General features: G+C 63.6%; 12 protein-coding genes. 4 read left to right on the top strand and 8 right to left on the bottom strand.

The genetic code is table 11. The annotated features are described in order from the left end of the window. Positions 1–14: 14 nt before the first annotated feature. From ACF8GF_RS00585 to ACF8GF_RS00595, 3 genes are all read right to left on the bottom strand, one after another. Entirely contained in the window at positions 15–251 is a 237-nt protein-coding gene (locus ACF8GF_RS00585) for a hypothetical protein (protein WP_176685643.1), read from the bottom strand. Positions 252–395: 144 nt separating this feature from the next. Further along, positions 396–2453 (bottom strand): LTA synthase family protein, encoded by a 2058-nt coding sequence (locus tag ACF8GF_RS00590; protein ID WP_392460458.1) that lies wholly within the window; start codon positions 2451–2453, stop codon positions 396–398. A gap of 139 nt (positions 2454–2592) precedes the next feature. Continuing rightward, entirely contained in the window at positions 2593–2784 is a 192-nt protein-coding gene (locus tag ACF8GF_RS00595) for a PLDc N-terminal domain-containing protein (protein ID WP_004577083.1), read from the bottom strand. Between the two features lie 126 nt (positions 2785–2910). Here ACF8GF_RS00595 and ACF8GF_RS00600 point away from each other — a divergent pair, with 126 nt between their 5' ends. Beyond that, positions 2911–3849: a ZIP family metal transporter gene (locus tag ACF8GF_RS00600; RefSeq protein WP_392487618.1), complete on the top strand. Its 939-nt coding sequence runs from the start codon at positions 2911–2913 to the stop codon at positions 3847–3849. Positions 3850–3972: 123 nt separating this feature from the next. Here the strand turns inward: ACF8GF_RS00600 and ACF8GF_RS00605 are convergent, their stop codons facing one another. After that, entirely contained in the window at positions 3973–4503 is a 531-nt protein-coding gene (locus ACF8GF_RS00605; RefSeq protein WP_020192208.1) for a hypothetical protein, read from the bottom strand. Between the two features lie 60 nt (positions 4504–4563). Further along, on the bottom strand, positions 4564–5088 hold the full coding sequence (locus tag ACF8GF_RS00610) for an ankyrin repeat domain-containing protein (RefSeq protein ID WP_176685646.1): 525 nt from the start codon (positions 5086–5088) through the stop codon (positions 4564–4566). A gap of 266 nt (positions 5089–5354) precedes the next feature. Here ACF8GF_RS00610 and ACF8GF_RS00615 point away from each other — a divergent pair, with 266 nt between their 5' ends. Next, positions 5355–5627 carry a DUF3509 domain-containing protein gene (locus tag ACF8GF_RS00615; protein ID WP_021783091.1) on the top strand — a complete coding sequence of 91 codons (273 nt, stop codon included), beginning with the start codon at positions 5355–5357 and terminating at the stop codon, positions 5625–5627. Positions 5628–5750: 123 nt separating this feature from the next. On the opposite strand, the gene ACF8GF_RS00620 is transcribed toward ACF8GF_RS00615, so the two are convergent. The 3 genes from ACF8GF_RS00620 to aroC all read right to left on the bottom strand — a co-directional run bounded on the left by ACF8GF_RS00620 (position 5751) and on the right by aroC (position 8675). Further along, positions 5751–6287, bottom strand: coding sequence for an oxidase (locus ACF8GF_RS00620; protein WP_392487617.1), 537 nt, complete (start codon positions 6285–6287; stop codon positions 5751–5753). Continuing rightward, positions 6287–7441: an MFS transporter gene (locus ACF8GF_RS00625; protein ID WP_209964288.1), complete on the bottom strand. Its 1155-nt coding sequence runs from the start codon at positions 7439–7441 to the stop codon at positions 6287–6289. The genes ACF8GF_RS00620 and ACF8GF_RS00625 overlap by 1 nt, the downstream gene beginning before the upstream one ends. 142 nt (positions 7442–7583) lie before the next feature. Next, complete coding sequence (aroC, locus tag ACF8GF_RS00630; protein ID WP_129933735.1) at positions 7584–8675, bottom strand: chorismate synthase; 1092 nt, start codon at positions 8673–8675, stop codon at positions 7584–7586. Positions 8676–8910: 235 nt separating this feature from the next. Here aroC and ACF8GF_RS00635 point away from each other — a divergent pair, with 235 nt between their 5' ends. Together ACF8GF_RS00635 and ACF8GF_RS00640 are read left to right on the top strand one after the other, a co-directional pair. Beyond that, complete coding sequence (locus ACF8GF_RS00635; RefSeq protein WP_176685827.1) at positions 8911–9873, top strand: alpha/beta hydrolase; 963 nt, start codon at positions 8911–8913, stop codon at positions 9871–9873. A gap of 65 nt (positions 9874–9938) precedes the next feature. Further along, positions 9939–10721 (top strand): hypothetical protein, encoded by a 783-nt coding sequence (locus ACF8GF_RS00640; protein ID WP_176685828.1) that lies wholly within the window; start codon positions 9939–9941, stop codon positions 10719–10721. The last annotated feature ends 81 nt before the right edge of the window (positions 10722–10802 follow it).

Raw genomic sequence — 10802 nt, forward strand, 5'->3', positions numbered from 1 at the left:
CGCAAACGTGTGGTTCAGGATGCTTCGTGAATGCTGGTGATGGTCACACCACTGTGCTCTTTGAGCCAGCGAGCGGTCGGGGAGATGATACGGTCCTGGAAGTCGTTGAGGTCCAGCTCGTCCATCACCGGAAACAGGTGTGAGCGGATGGCCCGCGCAGCGTCTTCCTCGCTGGGGCAATGCTCGGCATGCAAGAGCAATGCGGACGGTTCGCCCTTCTGGTCGGCAAAGATGACTTCCCACTCTTTCATTGAACGGACCCTCTCAGTCAACGAACACCAGGTGTGTGATGCCTGAATAACTGACCTTGGGACGGGGAGAATGTTCAGTCCGGGAGAATTGTGCCGGGCCCATTCGCGGGCTTGCCCGCGAATGGGCCGCAACGCGGCACCCGCTTACTTCGGTGTGCCGTGCACCACGCCAGCGGTGTTATCCAGCAGGCTCTTGGTCGCCGTCTGGATATACGCTTCCAGCTTCTTGAGCATTTCCGGCTGGTCCGGGCTTTCGATCAGCTCGGCCTTGAACTCGCTGCCCAACTGGTAGCGGTACATCCGCGGGCTCATGTCCTTGGACTCGATCAGGATGCGATCACCCTGCACCAGCCCGACGATCTGCTCGCTGCCCGACGGCTTGATCATGCCCACGCCCTGGTCACCCTCGGGCAGGTTGAGCAGGTCGCGTCCCCAGCACTGGTGGCGAGCCTTGCCACCCAGGCGCCCCATGATGGTCGGCACGATGTCGACCTGGGTACCCACGGTGTGGTTCACCGCACCGAATTTCTCCTGAATGCCCGGGGCAATCAGCAGCAATGGCACGTTGAAGCGGCCCAGGTCCAGTTCGGTAACCTGCTGGTGGTTGCCAAAGCCATGGTCACCGACGATGACGAACAGGGTGTCCTTGAAGTAAGGCTCTTTACGCGCCTTCTCGAAGAACTGGCCCAGCGCCCAGTCCGAATAACGCATGGCGGTCAGGTGTTCGTCCAGCCGACCCTGGCCGGTAACCTTCTCTACCGGCAAGTCCTTCGGCAGCGCATACGGCGTGTGGTTGGACAGCGTCTGCAGCAGCGCGTAGATCGGCTTCTTGCCATCGTGCCTGGCCAGCTCTTCGTTGCCGCGATCGAACATGTCCTGGTCGGATACACCCCAGGTCGGGTCGGAGAATACCGGGTCGACGAAGTCATTACGGCCGATGAAGGTGGTCATCCCCTGGTTGCCGAAGAACCCGGACTGGTTGTCCCAGGCAAAGTCGCCGTTGTAGACATACACGTCGTCGTAGTCACGGGCGCCGAGCAGGGCCGGCAGGCCCGACAGCTTATGGCCGCCTTCCGGAGTCTGCATCAGGTATTCGAAACCAGGCAGGTTGGGGAAGCAGGCCATGGTGGCGAACATGCCCTGGTGGGTGTGGGTGCCGTTGGAGAAGAAGCGGTCGAACAGCAGGCCTTCTTTGGCCAGCTTGTCGAAGTACGGGGTGATGTTATTGGGGCTGCCCAACGCGCCTACCGAGTGGCCGGCGAAGCTTTCCATCAGGATCACCACCACGTTCTTGATCGGCAGGGTACGATCAGCCGGCGGTACAAAGTCGCGGCGGATAGCGGCTTCGTCGGCGTCGACCAGCGTGTCGTTGGCGGTCAGCAGTTGCTCACGCACACTTTGCGTGGCCACGTCCTGCTCCAGTACTGGCTTCCAGATGTTGGCACGGTCCTCGTCGAAGCGGCTTTTGGCGGCGTCGATCAGGGTCAGGGTGCCGTTCAGGCCCAACTGGTTGACGAAGTTGGAGTCCGTGGTGAAAGCGTCACCCCAGCGCATCGGCGGGCCCTGGCGCAGGGTGCCACGGGCAGCGGCCACCGCCACCAGCAAGATCACCATGAACACCGCCAGGCGGTGGTACCACGGGGCAACGCGGTGCAGGCCTTCGGCACGGGTAGCGCGATCGATACCTTTGAACAGCAGGCTCAGCAGCCAGGTACCGAAGGCCCAGGCCAGCAGGTAGCGTACCACCGGGAAACCGTACCAGAGCATGCTCAAGACGGTTTTAGGGTCTTCCTGGATGTACTGGAACACCAGGCCGTTGAGGCGCTGGTGGAACTCGCGGTAAAAGTCCATTTCCATCAGGCCGAGGAACATTACCACGCTCGAAGCGAGGGTCAGCCAGAAACGGAACACCCCGCGCCGGGCCATGGCCCAGGGGCTGAGCATGGCCAGCAGCAGTGGGATGCTGATGTACACCACCACCCGCAGGTCGAAGCGCAAGCCGTTGAGGAAGCCTTCGGCGACAGTCGAATATGGGGTATCACCGACCATGTCGCTGTTGTAGGCCAGCAACGCCAGGCGCACGAGGCTGAGCATCAGCATGATCACCAGGCCGCTGAGCAGCGTGTAGGCCAGGTGGGATTTCAGGGTCGGCGAAAATGACGTTCGCGCACCCTGTTGCTTCAAGGCATCCGTATTAGCCATGAATGGGAAGGTCCTAGGATTGCGGTTTGCGAAGAGGCGATGGCGCTAGACCAACGCAGCATTATGCGGATGCGGATTCTGTTTAAATCAATGTGAAAATTGTGTCACGGTCCCATTACTGGCTATGTCGGTACCGCGCCTACAGCCGCACGTTCCCCCGCGGCCCGGCAATCGCCCAGATCACCAGCCCCACCACCGGCAACAGAGCGATCAACAAGATCCACAAGACCTTGATGCCCATCTCGCTGCCACTCTTGATCACGTTGAGAATGGCCCAGATATCCAGCGCCAGAATGATCAGCCCGACCAGGCTGTTGAAGGTAGATCCCATGTCTGAATTCCTGTCCAGAGGCTTTGCTGCACAGCATAGTCAGCTATCGCGCCAATAGAAGGGAATCCTTGGCGGATGTCGCAGGTCCCTCGGTAGACTGACTGCATTCATTGATTCGAGGTTCGCATGCCATCCGCCCACAGCCAAAGCGCCGCCCCACCCTCACTGCTGCAAGCCTGGCGCCAGCAGGTCACCGATACCCCCTGGCTCAGCGCCGGCCTGGGGCTGAGCCTGCTGGGGGTGTGCGTACTGCTGGCCGCCAGCCTCTGGAACGCGGTGAACGGCGACCATGCCGACAACCTGCACCTGGCCGTGCTGGGTGGGTTGTCCGGCTTTGGCGCCACCGCGCTGGGCGCCGTGCTGGCAGTGGTGCTGCGCGATGTCAACGCGCGCACCCAGGACGTGATGCTGGGCTTCGCTGCCGGCATGATGCTGGCCGCCAGCTCGTTCTCGCTGATTCTGCCGGGCCTGGAGGCTGCCCGCGAGATCACCGGCAACGGCCCGGCCGCCGCCTTTACCGTGGTGCTGGGCATGGGCCTGGGTGTGCTGCTGATGCTGGGCCTGGATCGCTTCACCCCGCATGAACACGAAAGCACCGGTCCGTGCGGGCCTGAAGCCGAGCGCATCAGCCGGGTGTGGCTATTCGTGCTGGCGATTACGCTGCACAACCTGCCTGAAGGCATGGCGATCGGCGTGAGCTTTGCCAATGGCGACATGAACATCGGCCTGCCGCTGACCAGTGCCATCGCCATCCAGGACATCCCCGAAGGGCTGGCCGTGGCGCTGGCCTTGCGCGCCACGGGGCTTTCGAACCTGAAGGCTGCGTTGGTGGCGATTGGGTCGGGCCTGATGGAGCCGCTAGGGGCGGTGATCGGGCTGGGGATTTCTACCGGCTTTGCCCTCGCCTACCCGATCAGCATGGGGCTGGCGGCGGGGGCGATGATCTTTGTGGTAAGCCACGAAGTGATCCCCGAAACCCACCGCAACGGGCACCAGACAGCGGCGACCCTGGGGTTGATGGGTGGGTTTGCGGTGATGATGTTTCTCGACACTGCGCTGGGCTGAAGATTGATGTTTCGTGAGCCGGCCTCTTCGCGGGCTCGCCCGCTCCCACAGGGTTATCACAGGGCCTGATGCGCTGGAGTACCTGTGGGAGCGGGCATGCCCGCGAACAAGCAATCACTGGTATCAGATGTGGACGGCGACTTTCAAAGCCTCCAGCGCCGGCTCGACCTTGATGCCCAGCTCTGCTCCCAGCTCCATTACCCGCGCCAGGTCCTGCTGCCCCACCATGACCATCTGCAGCTCGTCATCCAGCAACTGGCTGAAGTTGAGCAGCACATACCCCCCCGCCTCCTTGTTCAGCGCGCCCATCTGTACCTGGATGCGGTTGAGCGCAGTCAGTGGTTCGGTACGGGCCAATTGCTTGGGCTTGAGGGTAAACGGCACGCTATTGTCGAACGAGTCGCTGATCTGCTGGAACAGCTCCTGATAGCTGTCGGCCTGGAACACCACGGTATCCGGCAGGCTGCCCAGCACCACCCATTCACCCAAAGGAATCGGGAAAGTGTCGTCGTAGTTGATGTCGGGGTTGGCGGCCAGGAAGGCGACAGGGTCGGCGTAGGCCTGGGCGGCCTCGTCGGCGATACGCTCGATGTCTGCCTCACGCATGCAGCCGGCGCCAATGAGGCTGATGAATTCAAGCAACTGAGTTTTCATGAAAGGGGGCCTGCGACGGGTGAAAAGGCGCCAAGGATAGCCGCAAATGCCCCCTGGCGGTTAGCCGGCCAGCGTTTGCAGGCGCGCGGCGGTGTCTGCTGCACCCATGGTTTGCGCCGCCATCAGGGCGGTGATGCCGCGGGCATCCTGGTGCGCCGGGTTGGCCCCTTGTGCCAGCAGGTAGTCGAGGATTTCGCTGCGGTTGAACATGGCCGCCAACATCAGCGCGGTGCGACCGTCCTGCGCGGCGGCATCCACCGGCACGCCATGCTCCACCAGCAGGCGAATCATCGCCAGGTCCCCTTTGAATGCGGCGCCGGCAATCGGCAGCTGGCCATTGTCGTTGGCAATCAGCGGGTCGGCACCCTGCTCCAGCAGCACACGCACCGCATCGTGGTGGCCGTGGTAGCTGGCCAGCATCAGCAGGGTATCGCCCTTGTGGTTACGCAGGTTGGCCGGCAGGCCGCTGGCAAGCAGGCGCCCGAGCATTTCGGCATCGCCCTGGCGGGCACGTTCGAACACCTGCTCGGCGAACGCTGCGGTTTCGTCATCGGTCATGGTGGCGGGCGCGGTTTGGCTGGACATAGGGAACCTCCTGGCATAATTGATGGCCCAAGTGTTCGTCAGGCATGCCAGGTCGGTCAAAGGTTCAGATTCTATGGGGCCGATAGGCACTGGCTGACCCGTGCAAAATGCACTGTGCAAAATGCACGACCATGCAGCTTGCACGATACCGCTTCTGAAAATTCTCCGTAACAGCCTGTATTTACTGGGTTTTTCGCCAAACAGGATTCTGGCACGGTCACTGCAACCATCAACTCATGTCTGCCACACACCAGCCAGGAGTTGATATGGACCTCATCCAGCAAAAGTTCGCCTCGGTATTTTCGGCCTATCAGGTAAATACCCAAGCCCGGCCCGATGGCGGTGTACTGCTTACCCTGCGCGCAGCGGATGGCAAGGTTACCCGCCGGGTGCTGACTTATGGGCAATTGCACAGTGCCGAACAGCTGTCCTGGGCGATCAGTGCCATCCGTCGTGATCTGGCTGAAGAAGCAAGCGAATTGCCGGTCATCTCGATGCTGCAGAGCCAGCAGCGGTTTGCCTTGCCGACTTACCGCTGAGGGGTGTATTGCCTGAACTGGCCTCTTCGCGGGTGAACCCGCTCCTACATTGACTGTGCGATGCCTAAGGGCGGCGCAACCGCTGTAGGAGCGGGTTCACCCGCGAAGAGGCCGGCATTGCCATTACAACTCGTCGATCCCCAGAAATGCCCGCGCCGTTACATCCCCGGTAAACCGCGCCTGCATGCCCTGCTCGCTGCCATACAAGCGCAACGCCAGGCAAAATGGTGTATCACCCAGCTCGACCCAGCGCCGCGTTCCGGCCGGTACCAGCAGCTGGTCACCCTTCTCGCACAGCACCGAATACACCCAGTCACCCAGCCGCAGGCCAACCTGCGCCCGCCCGCTGACCACGGCGAACAGCTCGTCGGCCTCATGCACATGTTCATCACGCACATCGACCTGTGCCGGGTCTTCACCGTCGCGGTTGAGCAACGCGAAGGCCTTGCTGCCATGCGCCGTCATCAACTCATCCAGGTACTCGCGGCAAACATCCAGCACCTGGTCCTGGGCGGTGCCCGGGCGCACCCGCAGGCCAGGTTCTGCATGCACGAAGCGCACGCCCTGTTCAGCCAAGGTGGCAGCGATATCGTCGTGGTGAGTCAGCACCTTGTTCGGCAGTGCCGGGCTGGCGGGGTGGAAAACGCTGAGAATGCTCATCAGGGGCGGGTCCTGGTCGGTTGCGAACAAAGGGCAATGATAACGGCTGCGGCCAAGGCTGCGGCACTGGCCATACCAAAGGTGAAGGTGGGGCCCAGCAGCTTCCAGCTGTAGCCTGAGTACAGCGCCCCCAGCGCACCGCCGGTACCCGACAGGGCTGCGTAAAGCGCCTGGCCCTGGCCCTGCTGGCGGGCGCCGAAGCTGGCCTGGACGAACGCGATGCTGGCGGCATGGAAGCAGCCGAAGGTGGCCGCGTGCAGCAGCTGGGCGAAGATCAGTACTGCCGGCTCCTGGGCCAGGTTGCCCAGCAGCAGCCAGCGCAATGCCGCCAGCAGGAAGCTGACCAACAGCACACGCTGCACGCTGAAGCGGGCGAACAGGCGGCTCATGACCATGAACATCAGCACCTCGGCCACCACCCCAAGCGCCCATAGCAGGCCGATGGCACCACGCGCGTAGCCCAAGTGCTCCAGGTGCAAGGTAAGGAAGGTGTAGTACGGCCCATGGCTGAGCTGCATCAGGGCCACGCATGCGTAGAACGCGATCACCCCCGGGGCACGCAACTGCTGCAGGAAGCCCCCCGTACTGCTGCGCCCGCCCTGCTCCACCGGCTGGGCATTGGGCACCCACAGGCTGGCGGCGACGATGCCGGCCATGATCGTGACCAGGGCCACCGGGTAGATGTCCAGGCTCAACCATTCGAACAAGCGGCCCAGGCCGACCACGGTGAGGATGAAACCGATCGACCCCCACAGACGTACCTGGCTGTAGCGCGACGTCTGCCCGTGCAGGTGGGCCAGGGTGATGACCTCGAACTGCGGCAGCACCGCATGCCAGAAGAACGCGTGCAGGGCCATCACCAGCGCCAGCCAGGCGTAGCTTTTGCCGAAGAAAATCAGGGCGAAAGTGGCCAGGGTGCACAGCGCGCCAAGGCGTACGATCAACAGGCGCTGGCCCGTGCGGTCGCCCAGCCAGCCCCACAGGTTAGGGGCGACGCAGCGCATCAGCATGGGGATGGCGACCAGCTCGCCGATGCGTGCCGGGGAGAAGCCCAGGTGGTCAAAGTACAGCGCCAGGAAGGGGGCGGTGGAGCCCAGCAGGGCGAAGTAGAACAGGTAGAAGCTGGACAGGCGCCAGTAGGGGACGGGTTGCATGGGATGGCCTTGTGGGGACCTGGACCGGCCTCTTCGCGGGTGAACCCGCTCCTACGCGGACTTCACCCTGCCACTGCACCTGAGGGCAGTGATATCCCAATGTAGGCGTGGGTCTACCCGCGAAGAGGCCGGTGCAGGTGGATCAGCGCTGGCCCAGCACCGGGGTATTCACTTGCACATCGGCATTCTGCGCGCGGTGGCGCAGCAGGTGGTCCATCAACGCGATGGCCATCATCGCCTCGGCAATCGGCGTGGCGCGTATGCCCACGCACGGGTCGTGGCGGCCTTTGGTGATGACGTCCACCGGGTTGCCATCGACATCGATCGAGCGGCCCGGGGTGGTGATGCTGGAAGTGGGCTTCAGTGCCAGGTGGGCAACGATCGGCTGGCCCGAGGAAATACCGCCCAGAATGCCGCCTGCATTGTTGCTGAGGAAGCCGTCCGGGGTCAGCTCGTCCCGGTGCTCGGTGCCGCGCTGGGCCACACTGGCGAAGCCGGCGCCGATTTCCACGCCCTTGACCGCGTTGATGCTCATCAGCGCGTGAGCCAGCTCTGCATCCAGGCGGTCGAAGATCGGTTCGCCCAGCCCGGGCATCACGCCTTCTGCGACCACGGTGATCTTGGCGCCCACCGAATCCTGGTCACGGCGCAGCTGGTCCATGTAGGCCTCCAGCTCAGGTACTTTGTCCGGATCGGGGCTGAAGAAGGCGTTTTGCTCCACCGACTCCCAGGTCTTGAACGGGATTTCGATCGGGCCCAGCTGGCTCATGTAGCCACGCACGGTGATGCCCTGGGTGGCCAGGAACTTCTTGGCGATAGCGCCGGCGGCCACACGCATGGCGGTTTCACGGGCCGAGCTGCGGCCGCCGCCGCGGTAGTCGCGGATACCGTACTTGTGGTGGTAGGTGTAGTCGGCGTGGGCCGGGCGGAACAGGTCCTTGATGGCCGAGTAGTCCTTGGACTTCTGGTCGGTGTTGCGGATCAGCAGGCCGATCGAGCAGCCGGTGGTGCGGCCTTCGAACACGCCGGAAAGGATTTCCACCTCGTCGGCTTCCTGGCGCTGGGTGGTGTGCCGGCTGGTGCCGGGCTTGCGCCGGTCAAGGTCGTGCTGCAGGTCGGCGAGGGAAATTTCCAGGCCCGGTGGGCATCCATCGACAATGGCGACCAACGCCGGACCATGGCTCTCGCCAGCGGTGGTGACAGTGAACAGCTTGCCGTAGGTATTGCCGGACATGGACGCTCCGCGAGTTCTGCCTGAAATGGACGAAAGCAGCAGTATACAGATGGTTTGATCGCCTGTGCGGGCCTCTTCGCGGGCACGCCCGCTCCCACAGGATCACCACAGATCCAAATGCTGTGAAATACCTGTGGGAGCGGGCGTGCCCGCGAAAGGGCCGAACCTGCAATTCGCCCCCCAGAACCTTCCCGCAAACAGTGGGTCAAACCCACATCTCCCCAAGTAGTACCGCATGATGTCGCGCCTCGTCGCCTTGTTCTTCCTGCTGTGCACCGGCCTGGCCCAGGCCGCCGCACCCACTGTGCTACAACGCCCGATCGACCTGGACACCGGGCAGGGCGTGCTGCACGGCAGCCTGCTGCTGCCGCAACAGGCCACCCCGCCGCCCGTGGTGCTGATCATCGCCGGCTCCGGCCCCACCGACCGCGACGGCAACAACCCAGCCTCCGGCAAGGTCGACAACCTCAAGCGCCTGGCCCTGCTGCTGGCCAACGAACACATTGCCAGCGTGCGTTACGACAAGCGCGGGGTGGCCGCCAGCCAGCCGGCCACGCCTGACGAGCGTGACCTCAGCGTGGAGCGCTATGTGGCCGATGTGGTCGCCTGGAGCCACAAGCTCAAAGCCGACCCGCGCTTCGGCCCGCTGATCCTGATTGGCCACAGCGAAGGCGCACTGATTGCCAGCCTGGCCGCCGAGCAGGCTGGCGCCAGCGCGGTCATCACCCTGGCCGGCAGCGGCCGGCCGCTGGCCGAGGTACTGCGCGAACAACTGGCCCAGCGCCTGCCGCCGGCGCAACTGGCCGGTGGCAGTGCCCTGCTCGACCGCCTGCAGGCCGGGCAGACCAGCCTGGATGTACCAGCGCCGCTGCGCCAGGTGTTTCGCCCCAGCGTGCAGCCTTACCTGATCTCGCTGTTCCAGCAAAACCCGGCAGCCGCCTTTGCCCGCCTGCCCATGCCGGCGCTGATCGTGCAGGGGCGCAATGACGTGCAGGTGGACGTGACCGACGCCCAACGGCTGAAAGCGGCCAAGCCAGATGCGCAACTGGTCCTGATCGATGGCATGAACCACATGCTGCGCATCAGCCCCAAGGGCATGAGCCAGCAACGCGACAGCTACCTCAACCCCGAACTGCCGCTGGCGCACGAACTGGGTGAGCGAATTGTGACGTTCATCCAGCATTTGCCTGCGGCGTAAGTCAAACAGGCTCAGGTCTCGGGCATGCCTGCCGATACAGCAGGCATAGCTGAGGACAAGCCCTGATGACCACCTCCCCCACCGCCGTCGAGCCGGCCGAAGAACCCCAGGAAGCCCCTGCCCTGCCCTGGGGCGAGCTGACCGTCGAACATTTCCAGCTGCTACGCCTGGCAGCACTGCCGACCGACCGCAGCACCGGCGCGCGGCCGCTGCGCTTTGTGCAGTTCGGCTATGCCGAGCGCCATGACAAGGCACACAGCCTGCTGCGCATGGAAATCCAGTTGCCTGGCCAGAAGGTGCACAAAGAGCAGAACCGCCTGGACATCCGCGTCGACCATGCCGAGCGCCTGGTACGCATTGGCAATGAACATGGCCTGCAAGTGGAACCCGTGAACCGCGGCATCGGCCGTTTCATGCTGGCCCAGGGCGCCCAGTGGTTGCAGCGCAAGTGGTCGCACTACCGGGTAGAAGGCATGGCGCTGCCGAGCAAGGATGCCCTGAACGAGGACTCACGCCTGCGCCGTGACCAGTGCTTGCGCGGGGTGGGTATCGAGGTGCAGTACGAGGACAGCCAGCACCTGAAGGGCCGTACCGCAGATATGACGGTGGGCCAGCTGAAGGCCGTCTGGAGCAGCGAGCGCCTGCAACGGGTGGAGATTCTGGATGCCGCCAACCTGCTGCAGCAGGCGGACCAGCAACTGCTGGAAAAGGAAGGGCAACTGCGCGAGCGGGATGAGCGCGTGGCCAAATACCAGCGCGAGGACGGCGGATTGCGTTTCACCATTACTTGCCTGGTGGCGTTTGCCGTGTTCCAGGCAGGGCTGTTGATCTGGATTGCTACCCGCTAAGACCGCATCTGTCGGTGGAGATTGGGGCCGCTTCGCGGCCCATCGCGACACAAGGCCGCTCCCACAGATTGATCCAGCACC

Source organism: Pseudomonas sp. yb_5, assembly GCF_043103865.1.
In the GTDB taxonomy this organism is placed as follows: domain Bacteria; phylum Pseudomonadota; class Gammaproteobacteria; order Pseudomonadales; family Pseudomonadaceae; genus Aquipseudomonas; species Aquipseudomonas putida_Y.

Coding starts and splice junctions, on each gene's coding strand:
- ACF8GF_RS00585 (WP_176685643.1), bottom strand. CDS start 251: ATGAAAGAGTGGGAAGTCATCTTTGCCGACCAGAAGGGCGAACCGTCC.
- ACF8GF_RS00590 (WP_392460458.1), bottom strand. CDS start 2,453: ATGGCTAATACGGATGCCTTGAAGCAACAGGGTGCGCGAACGTCATTT.
- ACF8GF_RS00595 (WP_004577083.1), bottom strand. CDS start 2,784: ATGGGATCTACCTTCAACAGCCTGGTCGGGCTGATCATTCTGGCGCTG.
- ACF8GF_RS00600 (WP_392487618.1), top strand. CDS start 2,911: ATGCCATCCGCCCACAGCCAAAGCGCCGCCCCACCCTCACTGCTGCAA.
- ACF8GF_RS00605 (WP_020192208.1), bottom strand. CDS start 4,503: ATGAAAACTCAGTTGCTTGAATTCATCAGCCTCATTGGCGCCGGCTGC.
- ACF8GF_RS00610 (WP_176685646.1), bottom strand. CDS start 5,088: ATGTCCAGCCAAACCGCGCCCGCCACCATGACCGATGACGAAACCGCA.
- ACF8GF_RS00615 (WP_021783091.1), top strand. CDS start 5,355: ATGGACCTCATCCAGCAAAAGTTCGCCTCGGTATTTTCGGCCTATCAG.
- ACF8GF_RS00620 (WP_392487617.1), bottom strand. CDS start 6,287: ATGAGCATTCTCAGCGTTTTCCACCCCGCCAGCCCGGCACTGCCGAAC.
- ACF8GF_RS00625 (WP_209964288.1), bottom strand. CDS start 7,441: ATGCAACCCGTCCCCTACTGGCGCCTGTCCAGCTTCTACCTGTTCTAC.
- aroC (WP_129933735.1), bottom strand. CDS start 8,675: ATGTCCGGCAATACCTACGGCAAGCTGTTCACTGTCACCACCGCTGGC.
- ACF8GF_RS00635 (WP_176685827.1), top strand. CDS start 8,911: ATGATGTCGCGCCTCGTCGCCTTGTTCTTCCTGCTGTGCACCGGCCTG.
- ACF8GF_RS00640 (WP_176685828.1), top strand. CDS start 9,939: ATGACCACCTCCCCCACCGCCGTCGAGCCGGCCGAAGAACCCCAGGAA.